Origin of the sequence: Streptomyces sp. (assembly GCF_031178505.1) — a bacterium.
GTDB classification, from domain to species: domain Bacteria; phylum Actinomycetota; class Actinomycetes; order Streptomycetales; family Streptomycetaceae; genus Streptomyces; species Streptomyces gulbargensis.
This window is the reverse complement of sequence record NZ_JAPSIW010000015.1, coordinates 1-20,833: the sequence shown is the minus strand read 5'-3', so window position 1 is coordinate 20,833 and position 20,833 is coordinate 1. Positions and strand designations below refer to the sequence as shown.

Annotated in this window: 23 protein-coding genes; 5 read left to right on the top strand and 18 right to left on the bottom strand. The window is 74.2% G+C overall.

From position 1 onward, the window contains the following. The first annotated feature begins 70 nt into the window (after nt 1-70). Nucleotides 71-1,525 carry an MFS transporter gene (locus RIF68_RS03090; protein ID WP_309049537.1) on the top strand — a complete coding sequence of 485 codons (1,455 nt, stop codon included), beginning with the start codon at nt 71-73 and terminating at the stop codon, nt 1,523-1,525. Between the two features lie 34 nt (nt 1,526-1,559). Here RIF68_RS03090 and RIF68_RS03085 read toward each other — a convergent pair whose 3' ends face one another. From RIF68_RS03085 to RIF68_RS03065, 5 genes are all read right to left on the bottom strand, one after another. Then, nucleotides 1,560-1,913: an MmcQ/YjbR family DNA-binding protein gene (locus RIF68_RS03085; protein WP_309049536.1), complete on the bottom strand. Its 354-nt coding sequence runs from the start codon at nt 1,911-1,913 to the stop codon at nt 1,560-1,562. Further along, a complete protein-coding gene (locus RIF68_RS03080) occupies nt 1,910-3,205 on the bottom strand; it encodes a hemolysin family protein (RefSeq protein ID WP_309049535.1) in 1,296 nt (431 codons plus the stop codon). Before RIF68_RS03080 ends, RIF68_RS03085 begins: the two co-directional genes overlap by 4 nt. Nucleotides 3,206-3,217: 12 nt before the next feature. Continuing rightward, a complete protein-coding gene (gene ybeY / locus RIF68_RS03075; protein WP_309049534.1) occupies nt 3,218-3,721 on the bottom strand; it encodes an rRNA maturation RNase YbeY in 504 nt (167 codons plus the stop codon). Between the two features lie 12 nt (nt 3,722-3,733). Then, a complete protein-coding gene (locus RIF68_RS03070) occupies nt 3,734-4,780 on the bottom strand; it encodes a PhoH family protein (protein ID WP_309049533.1) in 1,047 nt (348 codons plus the stop codon). A 106-nt stretch (nt 4,781-4,886) separates the two neighbouring features. Then, nucleotides 4,887-6,002: a PfkB family carbohydrate kinase gene (locus tag RIF68_RS03065; RefSeq protein ID WP_309049532.1), complete on the bottom strand. Its 1,116-nt coding sequence runs from the start codon at nt 6,000-6,002 to the stop codon at nt 4,887-4,889. Nucleotides 6,003-6,260: 258 nt separating this feature from the next. Here RIF68_RS03065 and RIF68_RS03060 point away from each other — a divergent pair, with 258 nt between their 5' ends. Beyond that, the gene (locus tag RIF68_RS03060) at nt 6,261-7,601 is read left to right on the top strand and encodes an MFS transporter (protein ID WP_309049531.1); all 1,341 of its coding nucleotides are present in this window, start codon (nt 6,261-6,263) and stop codon (nt 7,599-7,601) included. A gap of 79 nt (nt 7,602-7,680) precedes the next feature. On the opposite strand, the gene RIF68_RS03055 is transcribed toward RIF68_RS03060, so the two are convergent. The 6 genes from RIF68_RS03055 to RIF68_RS03030 form a co-directional block, all read right to left on the bottom strand. Continuing rightward, nucleotides 7,681-7,812, bottom strand: a complete 132-nt coding sequence (locus tag RIF68_RS03055; RefSeq protein ID WP_309049530.1) for a hypothetical protein — start codon at nt 7,810-7,812, stop codon at nt 7,681-7,683. 5 nt (nt 7,813-7,817) lie between these two features. Then, a complete protein-coding gene (locus RIF68_RS03050) occupies nt 7,818-8,828 on the bottom strand; it encodes an adenosine deaminase (RefSeq protein WP_309049529.1) in 1,011 nt (336 codons plus the stop codon). 7 nt (nt 8,829-8,835) lie between these two features. Beyond that, nucleotides 8,836-9,738, bottom strand: coding sequence for a ribonuclease Z (locus RIF68_RS03045; RefSeq protein ID WP_309049528.1), 903 nt, complete (start codon nt 9,736-9,738; stop codon nt 8,836-8,838). Nucleotides 9,739-9,749: 11 nt separating this feature from the next. After that, nucleotides 9,750-10,109 (bottom strand): histidine triad nucleotide-binding protein, encoded by a 360-nt coding sequence (locus tag RIF68_RS03040; protein WP_309049527.1) that lies wholly within the window; start codon nt 10,107-10,109, stop codon nt 9,750-9,752. 108 nt (nt 10,110-10,217) lie between these two features. Continuing rightward, nucleotides 10,218-11,339 carry a tetratricopeptide repeat protein gene (locus RIF68_RS03035; RefSeq protein ID WP_309049526.1) on the bottom strand — a complete coding sequence of 374 codons (1,122 nt, stop codon included), beginning with the start codon at nt 11,337-11,339 and terminating at the stop codon, nt 10,218-10,220. Next, nucleotides 11,336-12,685, bottom strand: coding sequence for an ATP-binding protein (locus RIF68_RS03030; protein WP_309049525.1), 1,350 nt, complete (start codon nt 12,683-12,685; stop codon nt 11,336-11,338). The genes RIF68_RS03035 and RIF68_RS03030 overlap by 4 nt, the downstream gene beginning before the upstream one ends. 68 nt (nt 12,686-12,753) lie before the next feature. Between RIF68_RS03030 and RIF68_RS03025 the strand changes: the two genes are divergently transcribed. Further along, nucleotides 12,754-13,113 carry a hypothetical protein gene (locus RIF68_RS03025; protein ID WP_309049524.1) on the top strand — a complete coding sequence of 120 codons (360 nt, stop codon included), beginning with the start codon at nt 12,754-12,756 and terminating at the stop codon, nt 13,111-13,113. 20 nt (nt 13,114-13,133) lie between these two features. On the opposite strand, the gene RIF68_RS03020 is transcribed toward RIF68_RS03025, so the two are convergent. The 6 genes from RIF68_RS03020 to hrcA all read right to left on the bottom strand — a co-directional run bounded on the left by RIF68_RS03020 (nt 13,134) and on the right by hrcA (nt 18,104). Next, nucleotides 13,134-13,520 carry a VOC family protein gene (locus RIF68_RS03020; protein WP_309049523.1) on the bottom strand — a complete coding sequence of 129 codons (387 nt, stop codon included), beginning with the start codon at nt 13,518-13,520 and terminating at the stop codon, nt 13,134-13,136. Next, the gene (locus RIF68_RS03015; RefSeq protein ID WP_309049522.1) at nt 13,517-13,810 is read right to left on the bottom strand and encodes a metalloregulator ArsR/SmtB family transcription factor; all 294 of its coding nucleotides are present in this window, start codon (nt 13,808-13,810) and stop codon (nt 13,517-13,519) included. The genes RIF68_RS03020 and RIF68_RS03015 overlap by 4 nt, the downstream gene beginning before the upstream one ends. Before the next feature lie 80 nt (nt 13,811-13,890). After that, complete coding sequence (locus RIF68_RS03010; RefSeq protein WP_309049521.1) at nt 13,891-14,634, bottom strand: 16S rRNA (uracil(1498)-N(3))-methyltransferase; 744 nt, start codon at nt 14,632-14,634, stop codon at nt 13,891-13,893. Beyond that, on the bottom strand, nt 14,631-15,725 hold the full coding sequence (locus RIF68_RS03005) for a nitronate monooxygenase (RefSeq protein WP_309049520.1): 1,095 nt from the start codon (nt 15,723-15,725) through the stop codon (nt 14,631-14,633). The genes RIF68_RS03010 and RIF68_RS03005 overlap by 4 nt, the downstream gene beginning before the upstream one ends. A 222-nt stretch (nt 15,726-15,947) precedes the next feature. Continuing rightward, on the bottom strand, nt 15,948-17,084 hold the full coding sequence (dnaJ, locus tag RIF68_RS03000) for a molecular chaperone DnaJ (protein WP_309049519.1): 1,137 nt from the start codon (nt 17,082-17,084) through the stop codon (nt 15,948-15,950). Continuing rightward, complete coding sequence (gene hrcA / locus RIF68_RS02995) at nt 17,085-18,104, bottom strand: heat-inducible transcriptional repressor HrcA (RefSeq protein WP_309049518.1); 1,020 nt, start codon at nt 18,102-18,104, stop codon at nt 17,085-17,087. A 136-nt stretch (nt 18,105-18,240) separates the two neighbouring features. Between hrcA and RIF68_RS02990 the strand changes: the two genes are divergently transcribed. Both RIF68_RS02990 and RIF68_RS02985 read left to right on the top strand, forming a co-directional pair. Then, complete coding sequence (locus tag RIF68_RS02990; protein WP_309049517.1) at nt 18,241-18,978, top strand: MBL fold metallo-hydrolase; 738 nt, start codon at nt 18,241-18,243, stop codon at nt 18,976-18,978. A gap of 10 nt (nt 18,979-18,988) precedes the next feature. Then, on the top strand, nt 18,989-19,795 hold the full coding sequence (locus tag RIF68_RS02985) for a DUF3097 domain-containing protein (protein WP_309049516.1): 807 nt from the start codon (nt 18,989-18,991) through the stop codon (nt 19,793-19,795). A gap of 81 nt (nt 19,796-19,876) precedes the next feature. Here RIF68_RS02985 and RIF68_RS02980 read toward each other — a convergent pair. After that, nucleotides 19,877-20,833 (bottom strand): coproporphyrinogen-III oxidase family protein (locus tag RIF68_RS02980; RefSeq protein ID WP_309049515.1); only part of this gene is annotated, 957 nt, incomplete at its 5' end.

Sequence of the window (20,833 nt, the reverse complement as noted above, 5' to 3'; positions counted from 1 at the left end):
GCCTGGTGGTGCGACCAACAGGATAAGTTCCCGCTCCCCACGCCGGGCCGCCCGCGCCGAGGGTGGGGCCATGACCACCCTGTCCTCTCCCCCCGAGACCCCTGAATCTCCCGGAACGACACCCGGGGCGCCCGAGACCTCCCGGCCGGCGGCCTCCGCTCCCGCCCCGGTCCCGGCCCTCACCGGCCGCCCCCGGCTCATCCTCTTCGTGCTGTGCGCCGCCCAGTTCATGGTGGCGCTGGACTTCTCCGTCCTGAACGTCGCGCTGCCCGCGCTCGGCGCCGACCTCGGCCTCGACCACTCGGCGCTCCAGTGGGCGGTGACCGCCTTCGCCCTGCCGTCGGGCGGCTTCCTGCTGATCTCCGGCCGGCTCGGCGACCTGTACGGGCGCAAGAAGCTGTTCCTCACCGGGCTCGCCGTCTTCGGCGCGGCCTCGCTGCTGGCCACCTTCGCCTGGGACCCGGCGTCCTTCCTCACCGGTCGCGCGCTCCAGGGGCTCGGCGCGGCGGCGATCGTGCCCACCGGCATGTCGCTGCTCACCACCACCTTCCCCGAGGGGCCGCAGCGCGACCGGGCGCTGGGCATCTCCGGCACCCTGCTCTCGCTGGGGTTCACCTGCGGCATGCTCCTCGGCGGGGTCATGACCGACACCCTCGGCTGGCGTTCCACGATGGGCCTGCTCGCCCTGTTCACCCTGGTCGTGCTGCCGCTCGCGCCGGGCCTGCTGCCCGAGTCCCGGACGCCGGAGCGGCCCCGGCTCGACGTGCCGGGGGCGGTGACCGTCACCGGCGGTCTGCTGGCGCTGATCTACGCCCTGTCCACGGCGGCCGAGCGCGGATTCGGCGGGACCGACGTCCTGCTGACGCTGGTGGCGGGCGTGGTGCTGCTCGGGGCGTTCGTTCTGGTCGAGTCGCGGCACGCGGCGCCGCTGGTGTCGCTGACGATGCTGCGGCGGCGCACGGTCGCCTTCGGCAACCTCGGCGGCCTGGTGACCTTCTCGATGATGTCGACCGTCGTCTTCGTCCTGACGCTGTACCTCCAGGAGACGCTGGGGCTGTCCTCCTTCGCCACCGGTCTGGTCTTCGGCGTGCAGGGCGTGCTGTCGGTCCTCGCGGGGACGCTCGCGCCCCGGGTGATCGGCCGCCTCGGCGCCCGCCGCACCCTGGTCCTCGGCCTCGCCGGGCAGGGCCTGTGCACGGCGGCGCTCCTCGGCATCGGCCCCACCTCCGGCGCGGTGCTCGCCACGGTCGCCGTCTCGGTGGCGTCGATGTGCCACCTGGCCGCGATCATCGCGTACGGGCTCACGGCCACGTCCGGCGTCCCCGACGGGGAGCAGGGGCTGGTGACGGGCCTGGTGACGACGACCCAGCAGGTCGGCATCACCGTCGGCATCCCGCTGCTCGGCGTGCTCGCCACGACGGGCCCGGACCTGTTCGGCGGCGTCCGCACGGTCCTCGTCCTCGACGCGGGCCTGGTCCTCGCGACGGCGGCGCTGGTGGCCCTGGGGCTGCGCCGCCGGGCGTGACGCGAGCGGCGGTCCGGTCCCGCCGCCCGGCCCGTCAGGGCCGGTCGAGCCGGAGCCGTACCGCCTTCGGCAGACCGGCCACCACCAGGTCGTACGAGTCCTCGACCAGCTCCCGGACCATCCGCTCCGGGAGCTCCCCCACGGTCACGGTGTTCCAGTGCCGCTTGTTCATGTGGTAGCCGGGGGCGATCGCCGGGTGCTCGGCCCGGAGCCGTACGGCCTCGTCGGGATCGCACTTGAGGTTGACCCGGAGCGGCTCGGCGTCCAGCCAGGACAGGGCGAACAGCTTCCCGGCCACCTTGAAGACGGAGACGTCCGGGCCGAAGGGGAACTCCTCGGAGGCGCCGTTGAACTCCAGGCAGAGGGCCCGCAGCCGGTCGGGGGTCACTCCGGGGCCTCCGCCGGTTCCACGGGCTCCACGAGCACGGTGACGATCTTGTTGCGGCGGCCGGCCGGGGACTCGGCGGTGAGCCGCAGGGCCCGCCCGTCCGGGAGGTCCACGACCGCCTTCGCACCGGCGATCGGCACCCGGCCGAGCGCCTTGGCGAGCAGTCCGCCGACCGTCTCCACGTCCTCGTCGTCGTACTCGTCCGGGCCGAGGCCGTACAGCTCGCCCAGGTCCCCGATGTCCAGGCGGGCCGTGACCCGGTACCGCCCCGCGTCGAGCTCCTGGACGGGCGGCAGCTCCCGGTCGTACTCGTCGGTGATCTCGCCGACGATCTCCTCCAGGATGTCCTCGATGGTGACGATGCCCGCGGTGCCGCCGTACTCGTCGATGACGACGGCGACGTGGTTGCGCTCCTGCTGCATCTCGCGCAGCAGGTCGCCCGCGTTCTTGGTGTCGGGGACGAAGGCCGCCGGGCGCATCGCCGTCGACACCAGGTCCGCCTCGGCGTCCCGGTTGATGTGCGTCTTGCGGACCAGGTCCTTCAGATACACGATGCCGACGATGTCGTCCTCGTTCTCGCCGGTCACCGGGATGCGGGAGAAGCCCGAGCGCAGCGCGAGGGTGAGGGCCTGCCGGACGGTCTTGTACCGCTCGATGCAGATCAGGTCCGTGCGCGGCACCATCACCTCGCGGACCAGGGTGTCGCCGAGCTCGAAGACGGAGTGCACCATGCGGCGCTCCTCGTCCTCGATGAGCGACTCCTGCTCGGCCAGGTCGACCAGGGCCCGCAGCTCGGCCTCGGAGGCGAAGGGGCCCTTGCGGAAGCCCTTGCCCGGGGTCAGCGCGTTGCCGATGAGGATGAGGAGCTGCGGCACGGGCCCCATGACGCGGGCGAGCGGCAGCAGCACGTAGGCGGCGGCCGTCGCCGTGTTCAGCGGGTGCTGGCGGCCGATGGTCCGGGGGGAGACCCCGACGGCGACGTAACTGACGAGGACCATCACCGCGATGGCGACGGTCAGCGCCTCCCAGGTCTCGGGGAACTCCGTCAGGCAGGCGTACGTGACGAGGACGCCGGCCGCCGTCTCGCAGGCGACCCGGACGAGCAGCGCCATGTTGAGGTAGCGGGTGGGGTCGGAGGCGACCTGGGCCAGCTTCGCGGCCCCGCGCCGGCCGGACCGCAGGGCCTCGGCGGCGCGGAAGCTGGAGACGCGGGCGAGACCGGCCTCCGCGCACGCGGCCAGCCAGGCCACGACGACCAGCGCGACGGCACCGAAGATCAGCGATGCGCTCATGCTGCGGCGGGGTCAGGAGACGGTCGGCGCCGGGGAGGGGCCGGTCAGGCCCTTCTCCGCGCGCCAGCCGTCCACGATGGCCGCCTGGAGGCCGAACATCTCGGCCTTCTCGTCGGGCTCCTCGTGGTCGTAGCCGAGGAGGTGCAGCACCCCGTGGACGGTGAGCAGCTGGAGCTCCTCGTCCATGGAGTGCCGCGTCGGGGCCTCCTCGCCCTGCCGCTTGGCCACCTCGGGGCAGAGCACGATGTCGCCCAGGAGCCCCTGCGGGGGCTCGGCGGCGTCGTCGTCCCGGGACGGCGGGCGCAGCTCGTCCATCGGGAAGGACATGACGTCCGTGGGTCCGGGCAGGTCCATCCACTGGATGTGGAGCTGCTCCATCGCCGCCTCGTCCACCACGATCACCGAGAGTTCGGAGAGCGGGTGGATGCGCATGCGCGCGAGCGCGTAGCGGGCGATGTCGAGGATCGCCTGCTCGTCGACCTCGGTGCCGGACTCGTTGTTGACGTCGATCGCCATGTGCTCTGCGTTCTACTTCCCGTTGCGGCCGTTACGGCTGTCGTACTGCTCGTACGCGTCGACGATACGGCCGACGAGCCGGTGCCGGACGACATCGTGCGACGTGAGGCGGGAGAAGTGCACGTCGTCGAGGCCTTCGAGGATGTCCTGGACCTGGCGCAGGCCGCTCTTGGTCCCGTTCGGCAGGTCGATCTGGGTCACGTCACCGGTGATGACGATCTTCGAGTCGAAGCCGAGGCGGGTGAGGAACATCTTCATCTGCTCGGGGTTCGTGTTCTGCGCCTCGTCCAGGATGATGAACGCGTCGTTGAGCGTGCGGCCGCGCATGTACGCCAGCGGCGCGACCTCGATCGTCCCGCTCGCCATCAGCTTGGGGATGGAGTCGGGGTCGAGCATGTCGTGCAGGGCGTCGTAGAGCGGGCGCAGGTACGGGTCGATCTTCTCGTAGAGCGTGCCCGGCAGGAAGCCCAGGCGCTCGCCGGCCTCGACGGCGGGGCGGGTCAGGATGATCCGGGTGACCTGCTTGGACTGCAGGGCCTGGACCGCCTTGGCCATGGCGAGGTACGTCTTGCCGGTACCGGCGGGGCCGATGCCGAAGACGATCGTGTGCTGGTCGATCGCGTCGACGTACCGCTTCTGGTTCAGCGTCTTGGGACGGATGGTCCGCCCGCGGCTGGAGAGGATGTTCTGCGTGAGCACCTCGGCCGGGGTCTCCTGGCCGCTCTCCGGCGTGCCGTTCCCGCTCGCCCTGAGCATGGCGATCGAGCGTTCCACTGCGTCCTCCGTCATCGGCTGTCCGGTGCGGAGCACCAGCATCATCTCGTCGAACAGGCGCTGGATCAGGGCGACTTCCGCGGCGTCCCCGACCGCGCTGACCTGGTTGCCCCGGACGTGGATGTCCGCGCCGGGGAAGGCCTTCTCGATGACGCGCAGCAGCGCGTCGCCGGAGCCGAGGACGGTCACCATCGGATGCTTGGCGGGGACGGCGAAGTGGGCACGGGCCTGTCCCGGCGCCCCGTCCTGGGGCGCTCCGTTGTGGGCTGTGGGTGTGTGAGTCATGGGCCGGCACTGGGGCCTGCGCATACCTCCCGTTGCGGGGTTCTCGCTGCTCGACAACCTCTCGGTCACCAAGCCTACGACTTGACGGGGACAAGCCCGAAGCGGTTTACGAAGCGGCCGCGCGGAAACCGATGGTCGGCACCGCCCGGCGCAGCGGCCACGGGCGGGCCGGCGCGGGCAGGAGCCGCTCCAGGAAGGCGTACCGGGCGCGCAGCGCGGCCGGGTTCTGCCGGGCGTGCCCCTGGACGTGCTGCCACCAGGCGGCGATCTCGCCCCAGGTGGGGGCGGACAGGGAGCCGCCGAACTCCTGGACCGAGAGGGCGGCGGTCAGGCCCGCGAAGGCGAGCCGGTCGGCGAGCGGCCAGTCGGCGAGGGTGCCGGTGACGAACCCGGCGACGAAGACGTCCCCGGCCCCGGTCGGATCGAGCGCCCTGACCTGGATCGCGGGCACCTCGGCGGTCTCCCCGGTGGCGCCGTCGACGGCGTAGGCGCCCTCGGCGCCGAGGGTGACGACGGCGTAGCGGACCTTGTCGGCGAGGGCGCGGGCGGCGGCGCGCGGGCAGTCGGTGCGGGTGTAGCGCATGGCCTCCTCGGCGTTCGGCAGGAAGGCCTCGCAGTGCTCCAGGTCGGTCAGGCCCGCCAGGTCCCAGCGGCCGGTGTCGTCCCAGCCGACGTCGGCGAAGACCTTGGCCCCGGAGCGGGCCGCCCGCTCCACCCACTCCTCGGAACGGCCCGGGACCAGGGAGGCGACGGCGGCGCGGGCGTACGGCGGGGAGGCGGGCACGGCGTCGTCCAGCGGGGCCTCGTGGCCGTGGGAGACCATCGTCCGCTCGCCCTCGTAGGCCATGGAGACGGTCACCGGGGAGTGCCAGCCGGGGACCGTCCGGGACAGCGACAGGTCGATGCCCTCGCCCTGCTCCAGGGCGTCCCAGCAGTACTCGCCGTAGTGGTCGTCGCCGAAGGCGGCGGCGAGGGAGGTGCGCAGGCCGAGGCGGGCGAGGGCGGTGGCCATGTTGGCGACGCCGCCGGGGCTGGAACCCATGCCCCGGGCCCAGGACTCGGTGCCGCGCACGGGGGCGCTGTCGAGGCCGGTGAAGATGATGTCCAGGAAGACCGTGCCGGTCAGGAAGACGTCGCAGGCCGGGTCGGTGGGCTCCCTCAGACACACCAACGGGTCGACGTCGGTGTCGTGGTGCGGCTGCTCTCCCCTGGAGGTGGTCACGGCAGGCTCCCCGGTCGCGGTGCGGACCCGTCCAGTCTGCCCGACGGGGGCGCCGGGCGGGCCGGGACGGCACGGGGTGGGTCACCTCGGCTACCCGGGCCCACGGGGCCCAAACCGAAGGTGTCACGGATCACAGGCCGTGCCGGGGCGTACCGCCTTCTCCGGGCACGGCCGCGGTTGATACACATGTCCCGCGCACCCACGTGCACCACCGGGCGCTCCTCCCCTTTTCCCTCCTGCTCGTTTCCGGGAACGCCCATGTCTGCGCGGCCGCGCGACCCGGGGGCCCTCGTCGCCCTCGTCGCCCTCTTCACCGCCGGTTATCTCGCCCCGTACCTGCTGCCGACCGTCGTCGGCCGGTTCTCCGCCGGGCTCGGTCTCGGCCCGTCGCAGGCGGGTCTGGCCGGCTCCGCCCTGCTCCTCGGCTCCGCCGCTGCGGGCTTCGCGCTCGCCGCCCGGGTGGACCGGATCGGGCCGCGCCGGGCGGCCCGCGCCGGCCTCCTCGCCATGGTGGCCGGGTACGGCTCCGCCGCCGTGAGCGGCGCGGTGCCGCTGGTGATCGCGGGCACCGTCCTCGGCGGCTGCGGCTCGGGTACGGCGACGGCGGTCGCGGCCTCGGGGATCGCCGGGCAGCGGGATCCGCACCGGGCGTCGGCGCTGGGCCTGCTCACCGTCTCGGCCACGGCCGGGGCCCTGTACCTCACCCTGCCGCACCTGGGCGGTGGACACCGGCTGCCGCTGCTCGCGCTGGCGGGCGCGGCGGCGCTGGTGTGGACGGTGACGGGGCGGCTGCCGGGGCCGGTGGCGGGCGGCCGGGCGGAGTCGCGCGGCGTCCCGGGGGGAGCGGCGGGGCCGCTGCCGTACCGGCGGGCCGGGGCCGTCCTGGCAGGCGGCATCCTGTGCTGGTCGATGGCGCAGAACGCGCTGTGGGGGGTGAGCGGCCGGATCGGGGTCACCCAGGCCGGGCTCTCCGAGGTCACCGTCGGCGCGGTCTTCGCGGCGGCGCTCGGCGCGGGGCTCGCCGGGGTCGCGGCGGCGGGGGCGCTCGGCGCGCGGCTGGGCCGGGCGGTGCCGATCGGGGCGGGCACGGTCCTGATCGCGGGCTGTGTGCTGCTCAGCTCGGCGGCCGGGAACCTGGCCGCCTTCGCGGCCGGCGAGATCCTGTGGAACGCCGTCTATCCGGTGGTCCTGTCGTACCTGCTCGGTCTGGCCGCCTCCCTGGACCCGCGCGGCCGGTGGGCGGTCCTGGTCGGCTCGGCGTCCTCGCTGGGCGTGGCCTGCGGCCCGGTGACCGGCAGCGTCCTCTCGGAGGCCGCCGGCTATCCGGGCATGGGCGCGGTCCTGTGCGGACTGCTGCTCGCCGTGGCGGGCCCGATGACGGCGGTGGCCCTGCACGCCTCCGGCCGTCCCCTCGTCCCCGGCTCGGTCCGGCGCCGCGGCGGCGCCCCCGCCGCCGTCCTCGCGGGCTCGGCGTCCGCGACGACGGCGCTGGTCCCCCAGATGGGCGCCCCGGAACAGGACGTCACCCCGATCCCGGTCCCGGCACGCCGCCGCGCGCGATCGGCCTTCGGGCTCGCGCGGCCGTCGGACCGGGGGTAGCGGGGGGCCCTGGGGGTGTCCCTCAGGTCCCGCGCCGTCGGACCGGGGGGAGCCGGGGCCCGAACGGCGACCCCGGCCCTCAGGCCCCGCGCCGGGTGGCCGGCGGCCGGGGGCGGCGGAGGCGTGGGGCGAGGAGAGAGGCCAGGAAGGCCAGGACGCTGAGCGCGGTGAGGCTGCCGAGGACCAGGACGACGCGCCAGACCGGTTCCACGCCCGTCACTCCCCCGGTGTGCCGGCCGGGAAGGCGTAGGCCTCCACCTCGGCGAGGCAGCGCTCCCGGCGCGGCTCGTCGTCCTCCAGGAAGGACGCCTCGAAGGAGTTACGGGCGAGCTGCCGCAGCTGCTCCGCCGTGAGGCCGAGGGCGTCGCGCACGCCGTCGTAGTTGTCGCCCGCGTAGCCGCCGAAGTAGGCGGGGTCGTCGGAGTTCACCGTCACCAGCAGGCCCGCCTCCATCATGGCGGGCAGCGGGTGGTCCGCGAGGGTGTCGACGACGCGGAGCCGTACGTTCGACAGCGGGCAGAGGGTGAGCGGGACGCGCTCGCGCGCCAGCCGGGCGACGAGCTCCGGGTCCTCCATGCAGCGCAGCCCGTGGTCGACGCGTTCCACGCCGAGGACGTCGAGGGCCTCCGCCACGTAGGCGGCCGGACCCTCCTCACCCGCGTGGGCCACCCGGCGCAGGCCGAGCCGGGCCGCCTCCTCGTACACCGCGCGGAACTTCGACGGCGGGTGGCCGGCCTCCGCCGAGTCCAGGCCGATGCCGGTGATCCGGTCCAGGTACGGCTTCGCCTCCTCCAGGGTGGCCATCGCGGACTCGGCGGACTCGTCGCGCAGGAAGCACATGATGAGGCGGGTGGAGACGCCGTACCGCTCCTCGGCCCGGTCGAGCGAGGCGGTCAGGCCCTCGACGACGGTGCCGAAGGGCACGCCCCGGGCGGTGTGGGCCTGCGGGTCGAAGAAGATCTCGGCGTGCCGCACGCCCTGGGCGGCGGCCCGCTCCAGGTAGGCGTCGGCGAGGTCGGTGAAGTCCCGGGCCGTGCGCAGGACCGCCATGAGGGCGTAGTACAGGTCCAGGAACGACTGCAGGTCCTCGAAGCGGTAGGCCTCGCGGAGCGCCTCGGTGTCCGCGTACGGCAGGGTCACGCCGTTGCGGGCGGCGAGCGCGAAGGCGAGCTCGGGTTCGAGGGTCCCTTCGATGTGCAGGTGCAGTTCGGCCTTGGGTACAGGCATGGGGGTTCTATCTCTTCGGTACGGGGACCCGCGTGAGGTCCTGGGCAATGCTCAGCTCGCCGTCGAACCCCGCCGCCCGCGCCTGCCGTTCGAAGGCGGCGGGATCGGAGTAGCGCTGCGAGAAGTGGGTGAGGACGAGGTGCCGTACGCCCGCGTCCCGGGCGACGGCCGCGGCCTGACCGGCCGTCAGGTGTCCGTGGTCGGTGGCGAGCCGGACGTCCTCGCCGAGGAACGTGGACTCGATGACGAGCATGTCGGCGCCTTCGGCGAGGGCGTGGACGCCGTCGCAGAGCCGGGTGTCCATGACGAAGGCGAAGCGCTGCCCGCGCCGTACCTCGCTCACCGCGTCGAGGGCGACCCCGCCGAGGACGCCCTCGCGCTGGAGCCGGCCCACGTCGGGTCCCTTGATGCCGTGGGCGGCCAGTCTCTCGGGCAGCAGGCGGCGGCCGTCGGGCTCGACGAGCCGGTAGCCGTAGGACTCCACGGGGTGGGAGAGCCGGCGGGCCTCGAGCGTGAAGTCGGGGGTGACGGCGAGCGGGCCGTCGGCGGTGACCGGCGCCTCGGTGAGGTCGACGGTCTCGCGGTAGGCGGTGGCGTACCGCAGCCGGTCGAAGAAGCGCTGCCCGCTCGCCGGGTAGTGGGCGGTGACGGGGTGCGGGACCTGGTCGAGGTTGATCCGCTGGATGACGCCGGCGAGGCCGAGGGAGTGGTCGCCGTGGAAGTGCGTGACGCAGATCCGGTGCAGGTCGTGGGCGGCCACCCCGGCGCGCAGCATCTGCCGCTGGGTGCCCTCACCGGGGTCGAAGAGGATGCCCTGGCCGTCCCAGCGCAGCACGTAGCCGTTGTGGTTGCGGTGCCGGGTGGGGACCTGGCTGGCGGTGCCGAGGACGACCAGTTCGCGTACGGACACGGAGCTGTGGCCTATCCGGGGGGCCAGTTGAGGCCGCGTCCGCCGAGGACGTGCGCGTGGGCGTGGAAGACGGTCTGGCCCGCTCCGGTGCCGGTGTTGAAGACGATGCGGTAGCCGCCGTCCTGGATCTTCTCCTGGGCGGCGACCTCGCCCGCCTCGCGCAGCACGTCGGCGGCGACGCCGGGCGCGGCGGCGGCCAGCGAGGCGGCGTCCGGGTGGTGGAGGCGCGGGATGACGAGCACGTGCGTGGGCGCCTGCGGGTTGATGTCGCGGAAGGCGACGGTGGTCTCCGTCTCGCGCACGATCGTCGCGGGCACCTCCCCCTGTGCGATCTTGCAGAACAGGCAGTCGCTCTGCGGCTCTCCGGCCATGGCCCGGGCCTCCTCGCCGTCGTGGATCGGTACCCGGGCATGCTATCCGGCACCGGCCCGCGGGGCGTGCGCGGCCGGTCCGGCCCGGGTGACGGGCGCGGGAGCGGGTCAGTCCCGGGGCGCGCGCCGGTTCAGACGCGCCCGGCTCACCCAGTAGGTGAGGACGACGGCCCAGAACAGCGGCGTCCCGAGCGCCCCCACGACCCCGGCGTCGAAGGTCCACAGGGCCATGGTGAGCACCGAGTACAGACCGAGCAGCCCCACCGCCCCGGCCATGGCGAGGACCGGCGGGCACGCGCGGGCCACGAGCAGCAGGGGGCGCCGCAGCCGGGGCGGCACCCGGCGCGCCATCCACAGGAACCAGCCGCCCCAGGCGCCGGCGAGCACGGCGGCGCCGACGAGGAAGGGCACGACCGCCTCGGCGCCGGTGGAACCGGTACGGAGCGGGGCCGAGCCGATCGCGGCGGCGACGAAGCCGGCGAGGGCGACCCAGCGGGCGCCGGCGACGGTGTTCCAGGCCATCGCCTCCAGGTTGTAGCGGGCCTTGCGGTCCTGGAGGTCGAGCGCGGCGGAGGCGACGAAGCCCTCCGCGGCCTGCGTCCAGGCCCCGCGCCGGAACCAGCGGCGCCGCAGCCGCAGCAGCGACAGGTTGTTGTGCGCCTCGCTGCTCTGCGGGTTGAGCCGCAGGGCCGTCTCGTACGCGCGCTGCGCGGTGGCGTGGTCGCCCCGGCGCTGGGCGGTCAGGCCCACCAGGAAGTGGGCCGCGTCCTCCTCGGGGGCGAGGGTGACCGCCGCCCGCGCCGCCTCGTAGGCGGTGGCGAGCCGGGCCCGGTCACGGGTGCGTTCGCCGGTCTCGGCGAGGGCGGTGCCGAGCGCGTAGTGGCTGCCCCAGTACTGCGGGGCGAGCGCCACCGCCTGCTGGGCGGCGGCCTCGGCCTCCGCGTACCGCCGGAGGGCGAGCAGGATCTGGGTCCGCATCAGCCAGCCCATGAGCAGCTCCGGCCGGACGGCGAGCGCCCGGTCGACGGCGGTCAGGGCGGCGGGGTGCTCCTCGGCCCGGTGGTGGCAGCGGGCGAGCAGGACGAGGGCCTCGGCGTCCTCCGGGTCGGAGGCGAGGTGCTGGGCGGCGAGGGCGCCGGCCTGCGCGAACCGCCCCGCCTCGTACAGCGCCTCGGCGCGGTCGAGGGCGGTGGGCGCGCCGGGGGCGTGGGGGGTGCCGGGCGTGGTCACAGCTTGCGCTTCCGCTTGAGGTAGGCGAGCAGGTCGTCGTAGAGACCGCCCTCGTTGGCGAACATGGCGACGTTCTTGGCCGCGGCGAACCACGGTTCCGTGGACGGGCGGAGCTGCTTGGCGGCGGCCAGCAGGTCCTTGGTGGTGATGAGCCGTACGGAGCCGGTGCGGGCGGAGTCGAGGAGCGCGGCCTCGGCGGCCGTCTCGCAGACGTGGGCGAGGTCGGCACCGGAGAAGTCCTCGGTGACCTTGACGAGTTTGCCGAGGTCGACGGATTCGATCGGGCGCTCGCGCAGGTGGTAGCGGAGGATCGCCTCGCGGGCGGCGGCGTCCGGCGGCAGCACCAGCAGGGTGCGGTCGAGGCGGCCGGGCCGGCGCAGCGCGATGTCCACGTCCCACGGCACGTTGGTGGCGGCCAGCACGAAGACCCCCTCGTTGCCGGCGCCGCTCGCGATGCCGTCGAGCTCGGTGAGGAGCTGGTTGACGACGTTGCGCAGTCCGCTGTGGTGGGTGCGGGAGCGCTTGGCGCCGAGCGCGTCGAGCTCGTCGAGGAAGACGACGCAGGGCGCCTGGCGGCGGGCGGTCTCGAAGATGTCGTGGATGTTCTTCTCGGAGGCGCCGATCCACATGTCGAGGACGTCGGAGAGCGAGACGGTGAGGAAGTTGGCGCCGAGTTCGCCGGCGACCGCGCGGGCGATGAAGGTCTTGCCGCAGCCGGGCGGGCCGTAGAGGAGGAGGCCGCCGCGGAGCGACTTGCCGTAGAGGCGGCGGAGTTCGGGGTTGCGCATGGGGGCGAGGAAGGCGGCCTCCAGGCGCTCCTTGACCTCGCTCATGCCGCCGACGTCGGCGAGGCGTACGGCGCCGGGCGCGTCGACGTCCCAGGCGGCGGCGTCCCCGGCGGTGCCGTCGCCGTCGGCGGCCTGCGGGTCCTCCAGGAAGCGCGGGCCCACCAGGTCCTGGACCTGCTGCTCGGCGGCGGCCCAGTCGAAGGCGGGCGGCTCCTCGGGCGGCGCGGGGGCGGGGGGTTCCGTCTCGTTCCGCTCGTTCCGATCGTTCCTCGGCGGTACGGGGGCGGGGGCCGGGGTCTCGGGGGCGGGCGGCGCGGGGGCCGGGGGTGCGGGAGGTGTCGGCGGGGCCGGGGGCATGCCCATCGCCCGGATCATCAGGGCGCGGGCGTCCGCGTCTCCGGGCGCGTGCTGGAGGGCCACGGCCGCCTCCGCGACGGCCTCGTCGTTCCGCCCCTCGGCGAGGAGGAGTCCGGCGAAATGGAGACGCAGGGGGACGTCGCCGGGCGCGGCGGCGACGGCGGCGCGGAGACTGCGGATCAGGGGGGACTCGTCGGCCATGCGGGTCAGCCTAGAAAAGGCGCCCGGGAGCCCGTCCACCGGGTGGGGCGCCGCGTAGGCTGCGGCGGATGGGACGGACACGCGCACCGCGCCGGCTGACGGTCGGCGGCCAGGTCTGGCTGTGGAACGTCGGCCACACGCACCCGGGTTGCCGGACGTATCTGACCCTGCGCCGGGTGGAGGCCCGGCACAGCGCGCTGCGGCTGGTCTTCCGGGGCGGCCCCGGCCGGATCGTGGCCGGTTTCCCCATGGGCGTCGGCGAGGTGGCCGCCGCCCACGGCGGTCACCTCAACCTGCACGAGCCGGGCGTGGTGCGCCGCTTCCTGGACCTGGCCGCCGCGCACGGTCTCCTCCCCGTCGCGCACGGCGCGCGCGAGGTGGACGGCTGGCCGCTGTTCGACGCCCTGACGGAGGCCGGGAGGGGCTGAGGCGGCCGGGGCCCGCGCGGCTACGCGTACTGGGCGATCTGGATCAGGTTGCCGCAGGTGTCGTCGAGGACGGCCGTGGTGACCGGGCCCATCTCCGTGGGCTCCTGGGTGAAGTGGACGCCGAGCGCGCGCAGCCGCTCGAACTCGGCCCGTACGTCGTCCACGGCGAAGGAGGTCACCGGGATGCCGTCCTCGGCGAGCGCCGTCTGGTACGGCTTCACGGCGGGGTGCGCGTCCGGCTCCAGGACCAGTTCGGTGCCGCCGGGGTCCTCGGGCGAGACGACGGTCAGCCAGCGGTGCTCGCCGAGCGGCACCTCGTGCTTCTTCACGAAGCCGAGGACGTCGGTGTAGAACCGCAGGGCCTTGTCCTGGTCGTCGACGAAAACGCTGGTCAGGTGGATCCTCATGGGGTGTTCTCCGGCGCGTCGGGCCTGAGCCATCGGGTCACGATGCGCTCGAGCGGTGCGGTGTTCAGGTCGTGGAACTTGTAGCGGCCCTCGCGCCGGGTGCGGATGAGGTCCGCGGCTTCCAGGACGGCGAGGTGCTGGCTGATCGCCTGCCGGGACAGGCCGAGGCCGTGCCGGGTCGAGAGCCGGGCGCATATTTCGAACAGGGACTGGCCGTCCCGGTCCGCCAGCTCGTCGAGGATGCGCCGGCGGGTGGGGTCGGCCAGCGCCTTGAAGACGTCTTCGGCCACGCCTCCACCATAGGCAAGCGTTCACTTGCATGACAAGTCGGCGGGCCGGGGCCCGCCGAAGTCCCCCATCCGGTCGGTGGTCAGCTCCAGCGGCCGGTCCTGCCCAGCACCAGGGCCGTGGCCGCCGTCCCCGCCGTGGAGGTGCGCAGCACGCTGCGGCCCAGCCGGTACGGCTTCGCGCCCGCCGCCTCGAAGACGGCGAGCTCCTCCGGGGACACCCCGCCCTCGGGACCGACGACCAGCACGATCGAACCCTTCGCGGGCAGCTCGGCGGTGGCGAGCGCCTCGCTCGGGTGGTCACGGTCCTCGTGCAGGACGCCCGCGAAGTCGGCCCCGGCGAGGAGCGCGGCCACCTGCTTGGTGGTCATCGGTCCCGCCACCTCGGGGAAGCGGGTGCGGCGCGACTGCTTGCCGGCCTCGCGCGCGGTGGAGCGCCACTTGCCGAGCGCCTTCTCGCCCCGGTCGCCCTTCCACTGGGTGATGCAGCGGGAGGCGGCCCAGGGGACGATCGCGTCCACCCCCGTCTCGGTCATGGTCTCGACGGCCAGCTCGCCCCGGTCGCCCTTGGGCAGGGCCTGGACGACGGTGACGCGCGGTTCCTCCTCCGGGTCCTCGCGCACCGGCGAGAGCTCCACGGTCAGCCGGTCCTTGCCCTCCGCCGCGAGGACCAGGCCCTCGGCCCAGCGGCCCCGCCCGTCCGTCAGGACCACGCCCTCCCCGGCGCGCAGCCGCTTCACGGAGACCGCGTGCCGGCCCTCGGGCCCGTCCAGGACGAACTGCCGGGTGTCGGGAAGGGTGTCGACGACGAAGACGGGGGCGGTCATGAGGAGCTCCTGGGAACGTGGGCGCCGGCCAGGCCGGTGAGTGCGGTGTCGAGTTCGGCGGCGAGGACCTCCACCAGGTCCCCGGCGGGCAGCTCGCGGGCGAGCCGGTGACCCTGTCCGGCCCACAGGGCCATGCCCTGGGCGTCCCCCGCGGTCGCGGCGGCCTTGCGCAGCGGGGCGGTCAGGTGGTGGACCTCGGGGTAGGCGGCGGGGGCGTACGGCCCGTGCTCGCGGACGAAGCGGTTCACGAGCCCGCGCGCCGGGCGCCCCGAGAAGGCCCGGGTGAGTTCGGTGCGGTGGAACAGCGGGTCGGTCAGAGCCTGCTTGTGCAGCGGGTGGGCGCCGGACTCGGGGCAGACGAGGAAGGCGGTGCCGAGCTGCGCGGCAACGGCGCCGGCGGCGAGGACGGCCGCGATCTGCGCGCCGCGCATGATGCCGCCGGCGGCGACCATCGGCAGCCCGACGGCCTCGCGGACCAGGGTGAGGAGGGTGAGCAGCCCGGTGCCGGACGGGCCCTCGCCGGCCGGGTCGTCGCGGTACGTGCCCTGGTGTCCGCCCGCCTCGACGCCCTGGACGCAGACGGCGTCGGCGCCCGCGCGCTCGGCGGCGAGCGCCTCGTCGGCGGAGGTGACGGTGACGACCGTGTACGTACCGGCCCGCGCGAAGGCCTGGAGCGTCTCGCGCGCGGGGCAGCCGAAGGTGAAGGAGACGACGGGGACCGGGTCCTCCAGGAGGATGGCCAGCTTGGCGTCGTAGAAGTCGTCGCCGCTGTCGTCGGTGTCGCCGAGCGCCGTGTCGTACCAGGTGGCCTCGCCGGCCAGCTGGTGCCGGTAGAGGCCGACGGCGGCCGGGTCACCGGGCCGGCCGGTCTGCGGCATGAAGACGTTCACGCCGAAGGGCCGCGAGGTCAGCGCGCGGACCCGTTTGATCTCCTGGTAGAGCCCGCCGGCGGTCTTGTAGCCGCCGGCGAGGAAGCCGAGTGCCCCGGCTTCGCAGACGGCCCCGACGAGCTCGGGACAGGAGGCGCCACCCGCCATGGGGGCCTGCACGATCGGGAACCGGGAGAGATCGTTCAGTGCGGTGGTGGACATACCGGCATCGTGTCATGCCCCGGGCGCCCCACCGGAAAAGGGCGAGGCGCCCCGGAGGTGCCGCCCGGCCGCGCGGGCGGGCGCGCGCCGCCGCGGTACGCCGGACCGTACGGACGGGCGCACGGACGGCGAAGGAACCGGACCCGTACGGAGCGGACGGCGAAGGAGCCGGACCGTACGGAAAAGGGGCGGCGCACCGCGCCGCCCCTTCGACCGTCCGGGTCACCGCCCGTTGAACGCGTCCTTCAGCCGGGAGAACAGCCCCTGCTGGCCCGGCTGGAACTGGCCGGTCGGCCGCTCCTCGCCGCGCAGCTTCGCCAGTTCCCGCAGCAGCCGCTCCTGCTCCGCGTCGAGCTTGCTCGGCGTCTGCACCTCGACGTGGACGATGAGGTCGCCGCGCCCGTTGCCGCGCAGGTGCGTGACGCCCCGGCCGTGCAGCGGGATCGACTGGCCGGACTGCGTGCCGGGCCGGATGTCGACCTCCTCCACCCCGTCCAGGGTCTGCAGCGGCACCTTCGTGCCGAGCGCGCCCGCCGTCATCGGGATCGTCACCGTGCAGTGCAGGTCGTCCCCGCGCCGCTGGAACGTCTCGTGCGGGGTCTCGTGGATCTCGACGTACAGGTCACCGGCGGGGCCGCCGCCGGGGCCGACCTCGCCCTCGCCCGCGAGCTGGATGCGGGTGCCGTTGTCGACACCGGCCGGGATCTTGACCGTGAGCGTGCGGCGGGAGCGGACCCGGCCGTCGCCCGCGCACTCCGGGCACGGGGTCGGGACGACGGTGCCGAAGCCCTGGCACTGCGGGCAGGGCCGCGAGGTCATGACCTGGCCGAGGAAGGACCGGGTGACCTGGGAGACCTCACCGCGGCCGCGGCACATGTCACAGGTCTGCGCGGAGGTGCCGGGGGCCGCGCCCTCGCCCGAGCAGGTGGTGCAGACGACGGCCGTGTCGACCTGGATGTCCTTCGTGGTGCCGAAGGCCGCCTCGTTGAGGTCGATCTCCAGGCGGATCATGGCGTCCTGGCCGCGACGGGTCCGCGAACGCGGCCCGCGCTGCGAGGCCGTGCCGAAGAACGCGTCCATGATGTCGGAGAAGTTGCCGAAGCCACCGGCCCCGAAGCCGCCCGCGCCGCCTCCGCCGGAGGAGGACAGCGGGTCGCCGCCCAGGTCGTAGACCTGCTTCTTCTGCGGATCCGAGAGGACCTCGTAGGCCGCGTTGATCTCCTTGAACCGCTCCTGCGTCTTCGGGTCCGGATTCACGTCCGGGTGAAGCTCGCGGGCCAGGCGGCGGAAGGCCTTCTTGATCTCGTCCTGGGACGCGTCTCGGCGCACGCCGAGTACGGCGTAGTAGTCCGTGGCCACTTACGACTCCGCCAGGATCTGTCCGACGTAACGTGCCACTGCGCGTACCGCTCCCATCGTTCCGGGGTAGTCCATGCGGGTCGGTCCGACCACGCCGAGCTTGGCGACTGCTTCGCCGCCCGAACCGTAGCCGACCGAGACGACGGACGTGGAGTTCAGTCCTTCATGGGCGTTCTCATGCCCGATACGTACGGTCATGCCCGATTCCTTGGCCTCGCCGAGCAGCTTGAGGAGCACGACCTGCTCCTCGAGCGCCTCCAGGACGGGCCTGATCGTCAGGGGGAAGTCATGGCCGAAGCGGGTGAGATTGGCGGTACCGCCGATCATCAGCCGCTCCTCCTGCTCCTCCACGAGCGTTTCGAGGAGGGTGGCGAGCACGGTCGAGACCGTGGCCCGGTCCTCCGACTCCTCGAAGGACTCCGGGAGGTCCTGCACCAGCTGCGGCACGTCGGCGAACCGGCGGCCGACGACCCGGCTGTTGAGCCGGGCCCGCAGGTCGGCGAGGGAGGTCTCGCCGAAGGGGGCGGGGCAGTCGATCACCCGCTGCTCGACCCGGCCGGTGTCCGTGATCAGGACCAGCATCAGGCGGGCCGGGGCCAGCGAGAGCAGTTCCACGTGCCGCACGGTCGAACGGGTCAGCGAGGGGTACTGGACGACGGCGACCTGACGGGTGAGCTGCGCGAGCAGCCGTACCGTACGGCCCACGACGTCGTCCAGGTCGACCGCGCCGTCCAGGAAGTTGTGGATGGCGCGCCGCTCCGGGGTGGACAGCGGCTTGACGCCGGCCAGCCGGTCGACGAAGAGGCGGTAGCCCTTGTCGGTGGGGATGCGCCCGGCGCTGGTGTGCGGCTGGGCGATGTAGCCCTCCTCCTCCAGCACCGCCATGTCGTTGCGCACGGTGGCGGGCGAGACGCCGAGCTTGTGGCGTTCGGTGAGCGCCTTGGAGCCGACGGGCTCCTCCGTGCCGACATAGTCCTGGACGATGGCGCGGAGCACCTCGAGTCTGCGTTCGCTGAGCATGCGCACACCTCCAGCTGTGGTCGTTCCGGTTGCTCCGCATTTGGCACTCGCCCTGTTCGAGTGCCAGGAATCCCCGGCCAGTGTACGGCCGGGCCGGTCGCTCCTGGCAAGGAGGCCGAACCGCTAGCGTCTCGGTATGGACGCTTCGGAGATCGACTGGACGGCGCGGGGATGGGAGCGGCTCGCCGACGGTGTGGGCCGGCGGCGGTTGCCGGGATGGGACGCCACGGTGGGCCTGGTGGTGGGAGAACTGGGCGTGCTGCTGTACGACACTGGCGCCTCGCTCGCCGAGGGCGCGGCGCTGCGCGCCGACGCGCGGGCGCTGACGGGCGGCCGGGACGTGACGCACATCGCACTCAGTCATCCCCATTTCGACCATGTGCTCGGCACCGCGGCCTTCCCCGGGGCCGAGGTCTTCGGGGCGGTCGGCTCGGACCGCCTGCTGGCGGGCGAGCGGGCGGCGCGGGAGATGCGCGCGGACGCGGTGCGGCACGGTCTCGACGCGCGGGCGGCTCAGGAGGCGACCGGGGCCCTGGTGGCCCCGGGGCACCTGGTGTCCGGCGAGTGGACGCTCGACCTGGGCGGGCGCCAGGTGCTCCTGGCCAACGTGGGGCCCGGCCACACGGGGCACGACCTGGCCCTGTTCGTGCCGGGCGACCGCGAGACCGTGTTCTGCGGCGACCTGGTGGAGGAGTCCGGCGAGCCGCAGGCCGGCCCGGACGCGATCCCCTCACGCTGGCCGGACGCCCTGGACCGGCTGCTCGCGCTCGGCGGCGAGGACGCGCTGTACGTGCCCGGGCACGGGGCGGTGGTGGACGCCGCCTTCGTCCGACGCCAGCGCGCGGAACTGGCACGGCGCTTCTCCGTCGCCTAACGTCCGGTCAATGCGCAGCTACAACCCGGATCTGACGCCCCCGTGGAAGAAGCAGGCCCCGGTGCCCGAGGTGCCGGCCGAACGCGACCTGGTCGTCGAGGAGGTCACGACCGGCTTCTGCGGGGCGGTGATCCGCTGCGAGGCCGGCACGGTCACGCTGGAGGACCGGTTCGGCAAGCACCGGGTCTTCCCGCTGGAGCCGCGCGGCTTCCTCCTGGAGGGGAAGGCCGTCACCCTGGTCAGGCCCCCGGCCGCCGCCCCGTCCCGTCCCGCCCGCACCGCCTCCGGCTCGATCGCGGTCCCCGGCGCGCGGGCCCGGGTGGCCCGCGCGGGCCGCATCTACGTGGAGGGCCGGCACGACGCCGAGCTGGTCGAGCGGGTCTGGGGCGACGACCTGCGGATCGAGGGCGTCGTGGTGGAGTACCTGGAGGGCGTCGACGGCCTCCCGGAGATCGTCGACGCGTTCGGTCCCGGCCCGGACGCCCGCCTCGGCGTCCTGGTCGACCACCTCGTGCCCGGCTCCAAGGAGGCCCGCATCGCCGCCCGGGTGACCTCGCCGCACGTGCTGGTGGTCGGCCACCCGTACATCGACGTCTGGGAGGCCGTGAAGCCCTCCTCGGTCGGGATCCCCGCGTGGCCGGCGGTCCCGCGCGGCCAGGACTGGAAGACGGGCGTCTGCCGCGCCCTCGGCTGGCCCGCCGACAACACCGGCGCCGCCTGGCGCCACATCCTCTCCAAGGTCCACTCCTACAAGGACCTGGAGCCGGCGCTCCTGGGCCGCGTGGAGGAACTGATCGACTTCGTGACGGCGCCGTAGCCGGAGCCGGGCGGCGGGCGCCTCGTGCCCGCACGGAGCGGGGGCACGGGCCCGGCCGGCGCGCGGGCCGGGCGCGCCGCGTCAGTCCACCAGGTCCCGGACCACCGCGTCCGCGAGCAGCCGCCCGCGCAGCGTCAGCACCGCCCGCCCCGCCCCGTACGCCCCGTCCTCCAGGAGCCCGTCCGCGAGGGCCTTCCGCGAGGCGGCGAGGCCGGCGGGCTTCAGCAGGTCCAGCGGGCAGCCCTCCCGGAGCCGCAGCTCCAGCAGGACGCGCTCGACGCGCCGGTCCTCGTCCGACAGGACCTCGCGGCCGGCGCCCGGCGACTTCCCGGCGCCCAGGGCCGCCGCGTACGCCCCGGGGTGCTTCACGTTCCACCACCGCACCCCGCCGACGTGCGAGTGCGCGCCCGGGCCGGCGCCCCACCAGTCGGCGCCGCGCCAGTAGAGCTCGTTGTGGAGGCAGCGCCCGGCGTCGGAGGTGGCCCAGTTGGAGACCTCGTACCAGGAGAATCCGGCCCGGGAGAGCACGTCCTCGGCGATGAGGTAGCGGTCGGCGTGCACGTCGTCGTCGGTCATGGGCACCTCGCCGCGCCGGATGCGGCGCGCGAGCTGCGTGCCCTCCTCGACGATGAGTGCGTAGGCGCTGACGTGGTCGGGGCCGGCGCCGATCGCCGCCTCCAGGGAGGCCCGCCAGTCGTCGTCGGACTCCCCCGGCGTGCCGTAGATGAGGTCGAGGTTGACGTGCTCGAAGCCGGCTGCCCGAGCCTCGGCGACGCACGCCTCCGGCCGACCGGGGGTGTGCGTGCGGTCGAGGACCTTCAGGACGTGCTGCCGCGCGCTCTGCATGCCGAAGGAGATGCGGTTGAAGCCGCCGGCCCGCAGCTCGGCCAGGTACTCCGGGTCCACCGATTCCGGGTTGGCCTCGGTGGTGATCTCGGCGTCGTCCGCGAGCCCGAGCTCCTCGCCCACCTCGGCCGGCAGGCCGCCGAGGTCGCCGGCCGCGCGCAGCGGGGGCGTGGCGCCGCCGACGCCGACCGG